The 16193-nt window shown below is 67.0% G+C and carries 13 protein-coding genes; all 13 read right to left on the bottom strand.

Annotation, left to right across the window (positions count from 1 at the left end; translation table 11 throughout):
- Positions 1 to 27: 27 nt before the first annotated feature.
- A complete protein-coding gene (gene rpsG, locus JL475_RS05010) occupies positions 28 to 498 on the bottom strand; it encodes a 30S ribosomal protein S7 (protein ID WP_181650348.1) in 471 nt (156 codons plus the stop codon).
- Between the two features lie 2 nt (positions 499 to 500).
- Positions 501 to 872, bottom strand: a complete 372-nt coding sequence (gene rpsL / locus JL475_RS05005; protein ID WP_003948652.1) for a 30S ribosomal protein S12 — start codon at positions 870 to 872, stop codon at positions 501 to 503.
- A 328-nt stretch (positions 873 to 1200) separates the two neighbouring features.
- A complete protein-coding gene (locus tag JL475_RS05000; RefSeq protein ID WP_237406228.1) occupies positions 1201 to 1674 on the bottom strand; it encodes a DUF1707 and DUF4190 domain-containing protein in 474 nt (157 codons plus the stop codon).
- A 275-nt stretch (positions 1675 to 1949) separates the two neighbouring features.
- Positions 1950 to 5849 carry a DNA-directed RNA polymerase subunit beta' gene (locus JL475_RS04995; RefSeq protein ID WP_202275710.1) on the bottom strand — a complete coding sequence of 1300 codons (3900 nt, stop codon included), beginning with the start codon at positions 5847 to 5849 and terminating at the stop codon, positions 1950 to 1952.
- Between the two features lie 111 nt (positions 5850 to 5960).
- Entirely contained in the window at positions 5961 to 9446 is a 3486-nt protein-coding gene (gene rpoB / locus JL475_RS04990; RefSeq protein WP_202275709.1) for a DNA-directed RNA polymerase subunit beta, read from the bottom strand.
- Positions 9447 to 10072: 626 nt separating this feature from the next.
- Complete coding sequence (gene rplL / locus JL475_RS04985) at positions 10073 to 10456, bottom strand: 50S ribosomal protein L7/L12 (protein ID WP_202275708.1); 384 nt, start codon at positions 10454 to 10456, stop codon at positions 10073 to 10075.
- 114 nt (positions 10457 to 10570) lie between these two features.
- On the bottom strand, positions 10571 to 11101 hold the full coding sequence (gene rplJ, locus JL475_RS04980) for a 50S ribosomal protein L10 (protein ID WP_071373367.1): 531 nt from the start codon (positions 11099 to 11101) through the stop codon (positions 10571 to 10573).
- A 319-nt stretch (positions 11102 to 11420) separates the two neighbouring features.
- Positions 11421 to 12251, bottom strand: coding sequence for an LppX_LprAFG lipoprotein (locus JL475_RS04975; protein ID WP_202275707.1), 831 nt, complete (start codon positions 12249 to 12251; stop codon positions 11421 to 11423).
- A gap of 150 nt (positions 12252 to 12401) precedes the next feature.
- Positions 12402 to 13370 (bottom strand): hypothetical protein, encoded by a 969-nt coding sequence (locus JL475_RS04970; protein ID WP_202275706.1) that lies wholly within the window; start codon positions 13368 to 13370, stop codon positions 12402 to 12404.
- 162 nt (positions 13371 to 13532) lie between these two features.
- A complete protein-coding gene (gene rplA / locus JL475_RS04965; RefSeq protein ID WP_202275705.1) occupies positions 13533 to 14258 on the bottom strand; it encodes a 50S ribosomal protein L1 in 726 nt (241 codons plus the stop codon).
- A gap of 84 nt (positions 14259 to 14342) precedes the next feature.
- Positions 14343 to 14777, bottom strand: coding sequence for a 50S ribosomal protein L11 (rplK, locus tag JL475_RS04960; protein ID WP_006130605.1), 435 nt, complete (start codon positions 14775 to 14777; stop codon positions 14343 to 14345).
- Between the two features lie 207 nt (positions 14778 to 14984).
- Complete coding sequence (gene nusG, locus JL475_RS04955) at positions 14985 to 15815, bottom strand: transcription termination/antitermination protein NusG (protein WP_202275704.1); 831 nt, start codon at positions 15813 to 15815, stop codon at positions 14985 to 14987.
- 81 nt (positions 15816 to 15896) lie between these two features.
- Positions 15897 to 16184 (bottom strand): preprotein translocase subunit SecE, encoded by a 288-nt coding sequence (secE, locus tag JL475_RS04950; RefSeq protein ID WP_202275703.1) that lies wholly within the window; start codon positions 16182 to 16184, stop codon positions 15897 to 15899.
- Between the last annotated feature and the right edge of the window lie 9 nt (positions 16185 to 16193).

Genomic DNA, 16193 nt, shown 5'->3' with positions numbered 1-16193 from the left:
TTCTCTCGGTCTCGATGTGGGTAGCGACTACCAGCGGTAGTGCGCGAAGGCCTTGTTGGACTCGGCCATCTTGTGCGTGTCCTCGCGCTTCTTCACAGCGGCACCGAGGCCGTTGCTGGCGTCGAGGAGTTCGTTGAGCAGACGCTCGGTCATGGTCTTCTCGCGACGGGCACGCGAGTAACCGACCAGCCAGCGCAGCGCAAGCGTGTTGGCACGACCGGGCTTGACCTCGATCGGAACCTGGTACGTGGCGCCACCGACACGGCGGGACTTGACCTCGAGGGTCGGCTTGATGTTCTCCAGCGCGCGCTTCAGCGTGATGATCGGGTCGTTGCCCGTCTTCTCGCGAAGGCCCTCCATGGCGCCGTACACGATGCGCTCGGCGGTGGAGCGCTTGCCGTTCATCAGCACCTTGTTGATCAGGGAGGTCACCAGAGGAGAACCGTAGACCGGGTCGATGATGACCGGGCGCTTCGGGGCGGGGCCCTTACGAGGCATTCTTACTTCTCCTTCTTGGCGCCGTAGCGGCTGCGGGCCTGCTTGCGGTTCTTGACACCCTGGGTGTCGAGGGAGCCGCGGATGATCTTGTAGCGAACACCCGGCAGGTCCTTCACACGGCCGCCGCGCACGAGCACGATGGAGTGCTCCTGCAGGTTGTGCCCCTCACCCGGAATGTAAGCAGTGACCTCGATACCGCTGGTCAGACGCACACGCGCGACCTTACGGAGGGCCGAGTTCGGCTTCTTCGGGGTGGTGGTGAACACACGCGTGCAGACGCCACGACGCTGGGGAGAACCCTCGAGTGCGGGCGTCTTGTTCTTCTCGACCTTGTCCTGCCGGCCCTTACGGACCAGCTGCTGGATCGTAGGCACTACTTCTCCGGTTTCTGTGTGCCGATAGGTACAGCTAACCTGGAACGCCACCGACCCACGCGGTCGGGTGTGTCGAATCTCGCGGACTCCCGCCGCAAGGCAGAAAGAAGCGCATGATCGCGGTGGCCGTTCACAGCCCCCGGCACGGTCTGACGGCACGCGCGGAGGCCAGGGCACACCCCAGGCACAAGGTCTGAGCGTACCTATAGCATTGGCTGCGGTCAAAACAAATGGGCCGTCACCCCGTCTCCGCGCGGAGCGAGTGAAGCCCGTGAAAGGGAATGATCTTCGAAAGGGTGGCTCCGGCCCCTTTCCGTTCCCCCGCGCGTCACCCCGCCGCTATACCGAACATGACCAACAGGAACAGGAAAGCGGCCCAGCCGGCCGTGGACAGCCAGCCGAGCACCAGCCCGGCCACCGCGAGCCCGTCCCCCTGCTCCCCCGAGCGCCGGATCTCCGCACGGGCCATGTGCCCCAGCACCACGGCCGGGATGCCGGTCACCCCGCCCGTCGCCAGGCACAGCACCCCGCACACCATGGATCCGACCGCCTTCTCGTTGGTCTTCTGCCGGGGCAGGAACGTCGCCGGCGTCATGGGGACGGCGTGCTGCTGCACCACCGCGGTCTGCGGCACGGGGCCCTGCGGCAGATCGGCCACCAGCAGCGAGAGATCCGCCACCGTACGGGCCTGGTAGGCCCGCGCCACCCGCCGCTCGAGCTCCTGCTGGTCCAGACGGCCCTCCGCGTACCCGGCCCGGAGCACGTCCACGGTGCGCTCCCGGTCAGCGTGCGAGGCCAGCATCGGGGGGCCGCCCTGCTGCGGCCCGCCCGGTCCACCCCACGGCTGTGGAGCGCCTCGCCCCTGCCAGGGCTGCCACGACGGATACGGCGACTGCGACACCAGGTACCTCCCCCGACTCCACACGTCATTCCATCATGCGCCCGCGCAAAGCCTTACGGCATGGGCTACGCGTCACGAAACCGGTACAGGTCGCCGGTACGGGTCGCGGGACGCCGCAGGGCGGTCACCCCATGGTGTACGGGGGTGACCGCCCTGCGGTACTTCAGGCGACTCGCCTACTGGTTGTACGGACCGTAGTCGTAGTCCTCCAGCGGAACGGCCTGGCCGGAGCCCGTGCCGAACGGCGAGTAGTCGATGTCGTCGTAGCCGACGGCCGAGTACATCGCGGCCTTGGCCTCCTCGGTCGGCTCGACCCGGATGTTGCGGTAACGGGACAGGCCCGTACCGGCCGGGATGAGCTTACCGATGATGACGTTCTCCTTGAGGCCGATCAGGGAGTCGGACTTGGCGTTGATCGCCGCGTCCGTGAGGACCCTGGTCGTCTCCTGGAAGGACGCCGCCGACAGCCACGACTCAGTCGCCAGCGAGGCCTTGGTGATACCCATCAGCTGCGGACGACCGGAGGCCGGGTGACCGCCCTCCTGGACCACACGACGGTTCTCGGTCTCGAACTTCGAGCGCTCGACCAGCTCGCCGGGCAGCAGCTCGGCGTCGCCGGACTCGATGATCGTCACGCGGCGGAGCATCTGCCGGATGATGATCTCGATGTGCTTGTCGTGGATCGACACACCCTGCGAGTTGTAGACCTTCTGGACCTCGCCGACCAGGTGGACCTGGACGGCCCGCTGGCCCAGGATGCGCAGCACGTCGTGCGGGTTGGTGGCACCCACGGTGAGCTTCTGGCCCACCTCGACGTGATCGCCCTCGCCGACCAGCAGACGGGCGCGCTTCGAGATCGGGAACGCCGTCTCGTCGCTGCCGTCGTCCGGGGTGACGACGATCTTCTTCGTCTTCTCGGTCTCCTCGATCCGGACGCGGCCGGCGGCCTCGGAGATCGGGGCGACACCCTTCGGGGTACGGGCCTCGAAGAGCTCGACGACACGCGGCAGACCCTGGGTGATGTCGTCACCGGCCACACCACCGGTGTGGAAGGTACGCATCGTCAGCTGGGTACCGGGCTCACCGATGGACTGGGCGGCGATGATGCCGACCGCCTCACCGATGTCGACCAGCTTGCCGGTGGCCAGCGAACGGCCGTAGCACATGGCGCAGGTGCCGACGGCGGACTCGCAGGTCAGGATCGAACGGGTCTTGACCTGCTCGACGCCGTGGTGCACCAGCTGCTCGATGAGCACGTCACCGAGGTCGACGTTGGCCGGCGCGATCACCTTGCCGTCGATGACGACGTCCTCGGCGAGCATGCGGGCGTAGACGCTGGTCTCGACGTCGTCCGCCTTGCGCAGGGTGCCGTCGGCCTCCCGCGTGGCGATCCGCAGCTTCAGACCGCGGTCGGTGCCGCAGTCCTCCTCGCGGATGATGACGTCCTGGGAGACGTCGACCAGACGACGGGTGAGGTAACCCGAGTCGGCGGTACGCAGAGCGGTGTCCGCCAGACCCTTACGGGCACCGTGCGTGGAGATGAAGTACTCCAGCACGGACAGACCCTCACGGAACGAGGCCTTGATGGGCCGCGGGATCGTCTCGTTCTTCGCGTTCGACACCAGACCACGCATACCGGCGATCTGACGCATCTGCATCATGTTGCCTCGTGCGCCCGAGTTCACCATCATGAAGATCGGGTTGGTCTTCGGGAAGTTGTCGTTCATCGCCTCGGCGACCTCGTTGGTCGCCTTGGTCCAGATCGCGATGAGCTCCTGCGTGCGCTCGTCCTTGGTGATCAGACCGCGCTCGTACTGCTTCTGGACCTTCTCGTCCTGCGCCTCGTAGCCGTGGACGATCGCCTTCTTCGCCTCGGGAACGACGACGTCGGAGATGGCGACGGTGACGCCGGAACGGGTCGCCCAGTGGAAGCCGGCAGCCTTCAGGTTGTCGAGCGTCGCCGCCACGATGACCTTCGGGTAGCGCTCGGCGAGGTCGTTGACGATCTCGGAGAGCTGCTTCTTGCCGACCTCGTAGTCGACGAACGGGTAGTCCTCGGGCAGCAGCTCGTTGAAGAGCGCACGGCCCAGGGTGGTGCTCAGCCGGAAGCTGTCACCCTGCTGCCACTCCGGCTCATCCGCTTCACGCGCCGGCGGCGTCCAGCTGCGCGGCGGAATGGTGCCGACCGGGAAGCGGACATCGATCTTCGACTGGAGCGACAGCTCGCCCGCGTCGAAGGCCATGATCGCCTCGGCGACCGAGGAGAAGGAGCGCTCCTCGCCCTTGAGGTCGCGCATCTCGCCGTCGGTGGTGAGGAAGAACAGACCGAGGACCATGTCCTGGGTCGGCATCGTCACCGGACGGCCGTCGGCCGGCTTGAGGATGTTGTTCGAGGACAGCATCAGGATGCGGGCCTCGGCCTGCGCCTCCGCGGACAGCGGCAGGTGCACGGCCATCTGGTCACCGTCGAAGTCCGCGTTGAACGCGGTGCACACGAGCGGGTGGATCTGAATGGCCTTGCCCTCGACCAGCTGCGGCTCGAAGGCCTGGATGCCGAGGCGGTGCAGCGTGGGCGCGCGGTTCAGCAGAACCGGGTGCTCCGCGATGACCTCTTCGAGGACGTCGTACACGACCGTGCGGCCGCGCTCGACCATGCGCTTGGCCGACTTGATGTTCTGCGCGTGGTTCAGGTCGACCAGACGCTTCATCACGAACGGCTTGAACAGCTCCAGCGCCATCGCCTTCGGCAGACCGCACTGGTGCAGCTTCAGCTGCGGACCGACGACGATCACGGAACGCGCGGAGTAGTCCACGCGCTTGCCGAGCAGGTTCTGGCGGAAGCGGCCCTGCTTGCCCTTGAGCATGTCGGACAGCGACTTCAGCGGACGGTTGCCGGGGCCCGTCACCGGGCGGCCACGACGGCCGTTGTCGAAGAGCGCGTCCACGGCCTCCTGGAGCATGCGCTTCTCGTTGTTCACGATGATCTCGGGCGCGCCGAGGTCGAGAAGCCGCTTCAGGCGGTTGTTGCGGTTGATCACGCGGCGGTACAGGTCGTTCAGGTCGGAGGTCGCGAAGCGGCCACCGTCCAGCTGCACCATCGGACGCAGGTCCGGCGGGATGACCGGCACGCAGTCCAGCACCATGCCCTTGGGGCTGTTGCTGGTCTGCAGGAACGCGGAGACGACCTTGAGGCGCTTGAGCGCACGGGTCTTCTTCTGGCCCTTGCCGGTGCGGATGATCTCGCGGAGGCGCTCGGCCTCCTCCTCGAGGTCGAAGGACTCCAGGCGCTTCTGCAGCGCCGCGGCACCCATCGAGCCGTCGAAGTACGTGCCGAAGCGGTCACGCAGCTCGCGGTAGAGCAGTTCGTCGCCCTCCAGGTCCTGGACCTTGAGGTTCTTGAACCGGTTCCACACCTCGTCGAGACGGTCGATCTCGCGCTGCGCGCGGTCGCGCAGCTGCTTCATCTCACGCTCGGCGCCCTCGCGCACCTTGCGGCGCACGTCGGCCTTGGCGCCCTCGGCCTCGAGCTCGGCCAGGTCGGTCTCGAGCTTCTTGGCGCGGGCCTCCAGGTCGGCGTCGCGACGGTTCTCCACCTGCTGGCGCTCGACGGAGACGTGCGCCTCCAGCGAGGGCAGGTCGCGGGTGCGGCGCTCCTCGTCGACGTACGTGATCATGTACGCCGCGAAGTAGATGACCTTCTCCAGGTCCTTCGGGGCGAGGTCGAGCAGGTAGCCGAGACGCGACGGAACGCCCTTGAAGTACCAGATGTGCGTGACGGGCGCGGCCAGCTCGATGTGGCCCATCCGCTCACGGCGCACCTTGGCGCGCGTGACCTCGACGCCACAGCGCTCGCAGATGATGCCCTTGAAACGGACGCGCTTGTACTTGCCGCAGTAGCACTCCCAGTCCCGGGTCGGACCGAAGATCTTCTCGCAGAAGAGCCCGTCCTTTTCCGGCTTGAGGGTGCGGTAGTTGATGGTCTCGGGCTTCTTGACCTCGCCGTGGCTCCACTGACGGATGTCGTCAGCGGTGGCCAGGCCGATCCGGAGCTCGTCGAAGAAGTTGACGTCGAGCACTATGCGTCAATCCCTCTCAGGGTCGTAAGTCGTGGGGTCTGAAACGGGGGTCCTGGGGCCGGCCGGAGGTTCAGGGATCCTCATCGCTGAACCTCCGGGCCGAAACTCCCGTCAGACCTCTTCGACGCTGCTCGGCTCGCGCCGGGACAGGTCGATGCCGAGCTCCTCCGCAGCGCGGAAGACGTCCTCGTCGGTGTCACGCATCTCGATGGACATGCCGTCGCTGGACAGCACCTCCACGTTCAGGCACAGGGACTGCATCTCCTTGATGAGGACCTTGAAGGACTCGGGGATGCCCGGCTCGGGGATGTTCTCGCCCTTGACGATGGCCTCGTAGACCTTCACACGGCCGGTGACATCGTCGGACTTGATGGTCAGCAGCTCCTGGAGGGCGTACGCGGCGCCGTACGCCTCCAGCGCCCACACCTCCATCTCACCGAAGCGCTGGCCACCGAACTGGGCCTTACCACCCAGCGGCTGCTGGGTGATCATCGAGTACGGGCCGGTCGAGCGGGCGTGCAGCTTGTCGTCGACCAGGTGGTGCAGCTTGAGGATGTACATGTAGCCGACCGAGATCGGCTCCGGGAACGGCTCACCGGAGCGGCCGTCGAACAGCCGCGCCTTACCGCTCGGGAGCACCATGCGCTCGCCGTCGCGGTTCGGGATGGTGTGCTGCAGCAGGCCGGCCAGCTCGTCCTCGCGCGCACCGTCGAAGACCGGGGTGGCGACGTTGGTGCCGGGCTCGACGCGGTCGGCGCCGATGTTCTGCAGGCGCTCGGCCCATTCCTCGGCGAGGCCGGAGACGTCCCAGCCGCGGCTGGCGAGCCAGCCGAGGTGGATCTCCAGTACCTGTCCCGGGTTCATTCGGGACGGCACACCCAGCGGGTTGAGGATGATGTCGACCGGGGTGCCGTCCTCCAGGAACGGCATGTCCTCGATCGGCAGGATCTTCGAGATGACGCCCTTGTTGCCGTGGCGGCCGGCGAGCTTGTCACCGTCGGTGATCTTGCGCTTCTGCGCGACGTAGACGCGCACCAGCTGGTTCACACCGGGGGGAAGCTCGTCGCCCTCCTCGCGGTCGAAGACGCGCACGCCGATGATCTTGCCGATCTCGCCGTGCGGCACCTTCAGCGAGGTGTCACGGACCTCACGGGCCTTCTCACCGAAGATCGCGCGCAGCAGGCGCTCCTCGGGGGTCAGCTCGGTCTCGCCCTTGGGCGTGACCTTGCCGACGAGGATGTCACCGGCGACGACCTCGGCACCGATGCGGATGATGCCGCGCTCGTCGAGGTCGGCGAGGACCTCCTCGGAGACGTTCGGGATGTCCCGGGTGATCTCCTCGGGGCCGAGCTTGGTGTCACGGGCGTCGACCTCGTGCTCCTCGATGTGGATCGAGGAGAGGACGTCGTCCTGCACGAGGCGCTGCGACAGGATGATCGCGTCCTCGTAGTTGTGACCCTCCCACGGCATGAACGCGACCAGCAGGTTCTTGCCGAGCGCCATCTCGCCGTTCTCGGTGGCCGGGCCGTCGGCGAGGACCTGGCCCTCGACGACGCGGTCGCCCTCGTTGACGATGACCTTCTGGTTGACCGAGGTGCCCTGGTTGGAGCGGGCGAACTTGGCCAGGCGGTACGTGATGTACGTGCCGTCGTCGTTGGTGGTGGTGATGTAGTCCGCGGAGACCTCCTGGACCACACCCGACTTCTCGGCCTTGACCACGTCACCGGCGTCGGCGGCGGAGCGGTACTCCATGCCGGTGCCGACGAGCGGGGCCTCGGACCTGATCAGCGGCACGGCCTGACGCATCATGTTCGCGCCCATGAGGGCACGGTTGGCGTCGTCGTGCTCGAGGAAGGGGATCATGGCGGTCGCGACCGACACCATCTGGCGCGGCGAGACGTCCATGTAGTCGACCTCGTCGGGGCTGACGTAGTCGACCTCGCCGCCCTTGCGGCGGACCAGCACGCGGGGCTCGGCGAACCGCAGGTCGTCGGTGAGCGGCGAGTTGGCCTGCGCGATGACGAAGCGGTCCTCCTCGTCGGCGGTCAGGTAGTCGACGTCGTCGGTGACCTGGCCGTCGCTCACATTGCGGTACGGGGTCTCGACGAAACCGAACGCGTTGACCCGGCCGTAGGAGGCGAGCGAGCCGATCAGACCGATGTTCGGGCCTTCGGGCGTCTCGATCGGGCACATGCGGCCGTAGTGCGAGGGGTGCACGTCACGGACCTCGAAGCCGGCCCGCTCACGGGAGAGACCACCCGGGCCGAGCGCGGACAGACGACGCTTGTGCGTCAGCCCGGACAACGGGTTGTTCTGGTCCATGAACTGGGACAGCTGGCTGGTGCCGAAGAACTCCTTGATGGAGGCGACGACCGGCCGGATGTTGATCAGGGTCTGCGGCGTGATCGCCTCGACGTCCTGCGTGGTCATGCGCTCGCGCACGACGCGCTCCATCCGGGCCAGACCCGTGCGGACCTGGTTCTGGATGAGCTCGCCGACGCTGCGCAGGCGCCGGTTGCCGAAGTGGTCGATGTCGTCCGTCTCGACGACGATGGTCTGGCCGCTGTCGCCGACGGTCTCGATCTCACCGGCGTGCAGCTTCACCAGGTACTTGATCGTCGAGATGACGTCCTCGACGGTCAGCACGCCCGCGTCGAGCGGCGCGTCGGCACCCAGCTTCTTGTTGACCTTGTAGCGGCCGACCTTGGCCAGGTCGTAGCGCTTGGGGTTGAAGTAGAGGTTCTCGAGCAGCGTCTGCGCGGCCTCGCGGGTGGGGGGCTCGCCCGGACGCAGCTTGCGGTAGATGTCGAGCAGCGCGTCGTCCTGGCCCTGGGTGTGGTCCTTCTCCAGGGTGGCGCGCATGGACTCGTACTCGCCGAACTCCTCGAGGATCTGCTCGGTGGTCCAGCCGAGCGCCTTGAGCAGGACGGTGACGGACTGCTTGCGCTTGCGGTCGACGCGGACGCCGACCATGTCGCGCTTGTCGATCTCCATCTCCAGCCAGGCACCCCGGGACGGGATGATCTTGGCGGAGAAGATGTCCTTGTCGGACGTCTTGTCGATGCTGGAGTCGAAGTAGACACCCGGCGAACGGACCAGCTGCGACACCACGACACGCTCGGTGCCGTTGATGACGAAGGTGCCCTTGTTCGTCATGAGCGGGAAGTCGCCCATGAAGACGGTCTGGGACTTGATCTCGCCGGTCTCGTTGTTGGTGAACTCGGCGGTGACGAAGAGCGGCGCCGCGTACGTGAAGTCACGGTCCTTGCACTCGTCGATGGAGTTCTTCGGCGGCTCGAAGCGGTGATCGCGGAAGGTCAGCGACATCGACCCGGAGAAGTCCTCGATCGGGGAGATCTCCTCGAAGATCTCCTCCAGACCGGACTTGGTGGGGACGTCCTGACCGTTCTCCAGAGCGGCCTCGACGCGAGCCTTCCAGGCGTCGTTGCCGAGCAGCCAGTCGAAGCTCTCGGTCTGCAGCGCGAGAAGGTTCGGAACCTCGAGGGGCTCCTTGATCTTTGCAAAGGAGATGCGCAGCGGGGCGGTGCTGGCAGCGTTGTTCGTATTCGCGGTCGAGGCATTGCGCGAGGCGGCCAAGAGGGGGTCCTTCCGAGGGCTCGGACTCACTACGCGCGTGCCGGCCCCCCACCGGACACGATGCCAGACACTTCTCCGTCCGACCGGAAAAGGCCAGGTCAGAGAGGTCTGATCGTCTGTGCTCAAGTGAGGGCAGACCCCTGGTGACGGGCAGGGGACAGCTAACAGGCAGCGCAAAGGGTCAGTGTAGCCACTTGGCACACTGATGTCCAGTGCGGGTTTTCGAGACCCTCAAAGGCCCTCGTTGTTCTCAACTCCTGCGGCACGGTCGTGCCCTCGACGCACCGTGATACTGCCCTCTTCGCCGTCGATCCATGCCTCGGATTCGGATCCTTGTGACGACGCGTCCTGAGAATTGCGCGCTGCGTGCGGTTCGTCAAGGCCCCCCTTGCCCGAACCGCCTCTCAACAGGCGACTCTTCGCGGCCCGCGGAGGTCCGCATCGAAGATCACCATACCCCCCGCCGTCCCAGGGGCAAGGCAGCCGCCACCGGGCCCCGGACACACCGAGGAGCGACCACCCGGATGGATGATCGCTCCTCGGCGCTTACGCGTTACACGTCCTGCCGGACGCGGTGCGGAACCGGCTCAGCCGGGCCGCTGGAGTCCTGTCGGACCCGGAAGGTCTTACTTGACCTCGACGGAGGCGCCGGCGCCCTCGAGGGCCTCCTTGGCCTTGTCGGCGGCTTCCTTGTTGACCTTCTCGACGACGGGCTTCGGCGCACCGTCGACCAGGTCCTTGGCCTCCTTCAGGCCGAGGGAGGTGAGCTCGCGCACGACCTTGATGACCTGGATCTTCTTGTCGCCGGCACCGGTGAGGATGACGTCGAACTCGTCCTTCTCCTCCTCGACCGGGGCGGCGGCGGCCGGACCGGCCGGGCCGGCCACGGCGACCGCGGCGGCGGCGGTGACGTCGAACTTCTCCTCGAAGGCCTTCACGAACTCGGAGAGCTCGATGAGGGTCATGCCCTCGAACTGGGCCAGCAGCTCGTCCTGGGTGAGCTTCGCCATGATGGCGGTCCTTCCACTAAATCGGCAGGTGCCGGATGTACTGGGTGAGGCGGGCGTACGTCGGGCCCGCATCGACCCTCACCTCATGCGGCGAGGATCGGAAAGCGAGCCGAATTACTCGGCACCGCCCTGCTCGTCCTGCTTGGCACGGAGCGCGTCCACGGTGCGGACGAGCTTCGACGGCAGCGCCTGGAAGAGCTGAGCAGCCTGGGACTGCTTGCCCTTGAAGGCACCGGCCAGCTTGGAGAGCAGAACCTCGCGGGACTCGAGGTCCGCGAGCTTCTTGATCTCGTCGGCGGACAGCGCCTTGCCGTCAAGGACACCGCCCTTGATGACGAGATTCGGGTTGTCCTTGGCGAAGTCACGGAGACCCTTCGCCGACTCCACCGGGTCACCGGTGACGAAGGCGACCGCCGTCGGACCAGCGAAGAGCTGGTCGTCCAGCGTGATCCCGGCCTCGTTGGCCGCAATCTTGGTCAGCGTGTTCTTCACCACGGCGTACTGGGCGTTCTCACCGAGCGAACGACGCAGCGTCTTGAGCTGCGCCACGGTGAGACCGCGGTACTCGGTCAGCACGGCGGCGTTGGAGCTGCGGAACTTGTCCGTCAGCTCGGCAACCGCAGCAGCCTTGTCGGGCCTCGCCATAGAGCCTCGGCCTCCTTCCGGGTGATTCGGACCGCGCGGACCCGAAGGAGGACTGGGAAAAACGAAACGCCCCGGGCGCAGGCGCACGGGGCGAGGCTCAACCGGTGATTCGCATCCTCGCGGCAGCGAATTCCGGGAACTCTTCCACTGTCACCTGCGCGGGTCGTCCGCAGTTCAGCGGATCCTTCGGCCACCGCGCTCTCTGACGAGCGCACGGCAACAACCAGCGGTCTTTGGCTTCTTCAGGAGAGTACGGGAACGGATCGCCGCGAGGCAAATCCGTTCCCCGGGATCAGCTGACCGGTCCGGTCCGGGCCGGTCAGCCCTGCTCGGCTTCCTTCATCATCTCGGCCAGGTCGGCGGTCTCCTCGGCCGGCGGGGCCTCGACCGTCACCGGCTTGTTGACGTCGAGGAACTTGATGGTCATGTCCAGCGGGCCCTGGGTGGCGTCGCCGCGCATCCGGAACTGCTTGGTGTGGTCCTCGCCGTCGACCCACATGTCCATCGTGAGCGATTCGACACCCATCTTCTCGTACTGCTCGATGCTCTTCTCGCCGGTCTCGGCGGCCTTGGCGTCCTTGTCCTTGAGCGAGGCGCGCAGATCGTCGAGGGTGACGGTGCCCGAGTAGTGGGTGGTCTCGACCCCGTCGATCTTCTCGGTGCCGACCTTCTTCACGTCCTTGGCGCCGGTGAGGAAGGTGGACTCGGCGGCCGGGTTCTGCTCGGCCTGGCCGGGAGCGCCGAGCTCGTTCAGCTCCGCGTCGGCACCGAGTTCGGCCATGTCGAACTTCATCCAGCTCTTGCCGTCCATCTCCTTGGCCATCTCGGCGCCGCCACCGATGTACATGGCCTTGTCGACGAGCCGGATCTCCACCTTGCCCTGCGTGCCCGCGTCGGGCGCCGTCATCTGCATGCTCATGGCGACGTCGGGCTTGATCCGCATCGAGGCCTCGGCCTCGATCTTGCCCTGCGCCGGGACCTCACCGGTCATCGTGTACCGGAAGGACGTGATGTCCTCGGTGTTCTTCGCCGCCTTGGCCACGGCCGCTGCCGGCGTCATCTCGGGCGACTCCTCGGCGCTCGAACAGCCGACCGCGCCGGCCGCAAGAACGAGTGCGGTGAGTCCGGCGGCAGGTATGGAAGTTCTCATCGAATCCCCCCAGGTCCTCGGTTCCCCCCAGGGAACACATAGCTTGTACACAGCAAGGGTTTTGACCTTATCTCACACCTCTGACAGCGGCCTTCGAGTTCTGCCGGAAGCTCCCCGGAGGGCCTGACGGGGGATGCGGCGGGCGGCGGCTCAGGGAGCGGCGCGCCGGCCGTCCGCCACGTTCGCGGCGTCCTGGGTTTCGGCGGCGGGGGGAGCCTCGGTCGTCACCTTCACGCCGTAGTCGGCGTAGTACGCGGTCTGGGTGAGCCGGCCCGTCGCCGTCTTCGCCCGCTCCACCTTCTTGACCAGCAGGCCCCGGTCGTCGACCCAGACGTCCACCGTCTGAGTGGTGACTCCGGCCCTGATCAACTGCTCCTTCAGATCCGCCAGTTCGGCCGAACGTCCCGTCCCGGGGCCCGGGTCCCGGGTCTTCAGTCGGGCGGGCTCCACCGTGCCCGAGTAACGCGTGGCGGGCGTGCCCCGTACCCGTTCCTCACCGACCCTCCGCACGTCGCCGGAGGCCAGCAGCAGCTTCACGCACTGCTGGGGTGTGAAGCCGCGGATCCGGTCCCCGAGACCGGCGGCTCCGCCTCCTGCGATGTCCTCGAGGTCGTCGTGGCCGTACCGGAGCCAGCGTGCGCCGCCCGTCCGCGCGGCGAGCCTGTCGCCCACGCGCGCGTAGTAGGCGTCGGGCAGGTAGCGGGCTTCCATCGACGTGCTGCCGAGACGGCGCATGGCGTCGGCCACCGCACCGTCCGTGTACGTGATGGTCAGGGTGCCGATGAGGTGGTCACCCCAGGCGAGAGTGCCGTCGGCCGTCATGGACATCAGCGAGCCCATGTCCGTGGTGGACTCGACGCGGGCGGAGCCCGCGCCGGCGGTGGAGCGCTCGGCGGACCGCAGTGCCGTGACGGACCGCAGGCGGGACGCCTCGTCCCGCTGTCCGGCGCCGGTGTCGGCACCACGGCCGCCGGAAGGGCCAAAGGGGCCGGCTGAACCTGAGGGGCCGGAGGCGGCCGAGGAGGTGCAGGCGGAGATCGCGGTCAGCGTGGTCAGCGCCGTGAGCGCGATCGTCGCCGCGAGCGCGAGGCCCGTACGGCGCACGGTCGTGATCGTCATCGGTCCCACCCGTACACGCCCCCACCCTCTCCCGTGCGAACCCCGTGGCCGCACCGTAGCGCAGACCGCCCGGCACACATACCGGAACCGGAACGGGCCCCGCGCCCGCAGCAGGAATGCTGCGGGCGCGGGGCCCGTGACCGGTTGGACGAGCCGTCAGGCTCAGACCGCCGCCGGGTCCTCCTCGACGAGGAGGTTGCGGGTGCGGTTCGGGTCGAGCGGAATGCCCGGGCCCATCGTGGTCGTCATCGAGGCCTTCTTGATGTAGCGGCCCTTCGCGGCGGACGGCTTCAGACGGAGGATCTCGTCCAGCGCGGCGCCGTAGTTCTCCACCAGCTTGGTCTCGTCGAAGGACGTCTTGCCGATGATGAAGTGCAGGTTCGAGTGCTTGTCGACGCGGAACTCGATCTTGCCGCCCTTGATGTCGTTGACAGCCTTGGCGACGTCCGGGGTCACGGTGCCGGTCTTGGGGTTCGGCATGAGACCACGGGGACCGAGCACGCGGCCGAGGCGGCCGACCTTGCCCATGAGGTCCGGGGTGGCGACGACGGCGTCGAAGTCCAGACGGCCCTTCGACACCTCGTCGATCAGTTCGTCGGCGCCGACGATGTCGGCGCCCGCGGCACGCGCGGCCTCGGCACGGTCGCCGGTCGCGAAGACCAGGACCCGGGCGGTCTTGCCGGTGCCGTGCGGGAGGTTCACGGTGCCACGGACCATCTGGTCGGCCTTGCGCGGGTCGACACCCAGACGGAAGGCGACCTCGACGGTGCCGTCGAACTTGGACGTGGAGGTCTCCTTGGCGAGACGGACGGCCTCGAGCGGGGCGTACTGCTTCTCCCGGTCGATCTTGGCGTCCGCAGCGCGGAGAGACTTGCTGCGCTTGCTCACTTAAAGCTCCTGTGGGTTCTTAGGAGTCGTGGTCCGGGCCGAGCGGGCCCTTCCACACTTCTGCTTGGCTTACGGAGGTGGAGGTCAGCCCTCGACCGTGACGCCCATGGAACGGGCGGTGCCGGCGATGATCTTCTCGGCGGCGTCCAGGTCGTTGGCGTTGAGGTCGGGCATCTTGGTGGTGGCGATCTCGCGGACCTGGTCACGCGTGATCTTCGCGACCTTGGTCTTGTGCGGCTCGCCGGAGCCCTTCTCCACGCCCGCGGCCTTGAGGATCATCTTCGCGGCCGGCGGGGTCTTGGTGATGAAGGTGAAGGAACGGTCCTCGTAGACCGTGATCTCCACCGGGATGACCCAGCCACGCTGCGACTCGGTCGCGGCGTTGTAGGCCTTGCAGAACTCCATGATGTTGACGCCGTGCTGACCCAGCGCGGGGCCGACCGGCGGAGCCGGGTTGGCGGCACCGGCCTGGATCTGGAGCTTGATGAGCCCCGTGACCTTCTTCTTCTTGGGAGGCATGGCTCTCCGGGTCCTTTCCATTCGGGTCCTGCCTGCGCGACGGGACCAGCCCGGACGCAGGCATACCGCACAACGATAGCGGGTATGGATGTGCGGCCAAAAACCGAGCAGGTCAGGCGGGCGCCTGAGCGTTCGCCTGACCTGCGCGGAAGCGTTTGTCCTGAACTCTGCCCAGCGGAGCCGGCAGAGCCGGCGGTTCGGGGTGGGTCAGTTCTTCTGAATCTGGTCGAAGGAGAGCTCGACCGGCGTCTCGCGGCCGAAGATCTCCACCAGGCCCTTGACCTTCTTGGAGTCCGGGTTGATCTCGTTGATGGTCGCCTGGAGCGTGGCGAACGGGCCGTCGGTGACGGTGACCGAGTCGCCGACCTCGAAGTCCAGCACCTGGACCTCGACCTTGCGCTGCGGAACCGGCTTGCCCTCGGCCTCGGCGGCCTCCCGGGCGGCCTTCTCCTCGGCCTCCGGAGCCAGCATCTTGACGATCTCGTCCAGGGTCAGCGGGTACGGGTTGAAGGCGTCACCGACGAAGCCCGTGACACCCGGCGTGTGACGCACCGCGCCCCAGGACTGGTCGGTGAGGTCCATCCGGACCAGGACGTAGCCGGGCAGCTTGTTCTGCTTGACCGTCTTACGCTCACCGTTCTTGATCTGGACGATCTCTTCCTCGGGCACCTCGGCCTGGTAGACGAGGTCCTCGACGTTGAGCGAGACGGCCCGCTGCTCCAGGTTGGCCTTCACACGCTTCTCGTAGCCCGCGTAGGTGTGGATGACGTACCACTCGCCGGGCAGCGTCCGCAGTTCCTCGCGGAGCTTCTCGACCGGGTCGCGGACGTCCTCGACTTCCTCGGCGGCCTCCCCAGTTTCACCAGTTTCACCGGTTTCCCCGGCTTCCTCGGCCTCGTCCGCGGCGGCAGCCTCGACCTCGGCGGAGGTCTCGGAGACCTCGCTGTCCGCGTCCTCGACGGCGTCGAGTTCGTCCTCGACGGACTCGGCCCCTTCGCCGCGAGGCTCAACGGCGTCGTTCACGTTCGGGTCAGACACGGTGGCTGCTTCTTCCTGGATACATAGGGGTGGAACACGCGAAAATGAGCGCCGGGTACCTCGGCGCTCTTCGCTGGCTGCTCAGCCGAAGACGTACTTGGCGGCGTGACCGAAACCGTAGTCGAACAAAGTGACCAGGCCGATCATGAAGACCACGAAGATGATCACTGCGGTGGTGTACGACGACAACTGGCTACGGGTCGGCCAGACAACCTTACGAAGCTCCGCCACGATCTGCCGGTAGAAGAGCGCCAGACGCTTCAGTGGGCCCTTCTTGGCCCGCTTGCCGCCCTTGCGGTTCTTCTTCCTGGCGTCCGGCGTCTCGTCCTCGGCATCAGGCATGTCGATGGAGCCCACGGCGTCCGTCACTCGTCCTCA

The sequence above is a fragment of the Streptomyces sp. M2CJ-2 genome, from assembly GCF_016757295.1.
In the GTDB taxonomy this organism is placed as follows: domain Bacteria; phylum Actinomycetota; class Actinomycetes; order Streptomycetales; family Streptomycetaceae; genus Streptomyces.
This window is presented reverse-complemented; position numbering and strand designations above follow the sequence as displayed.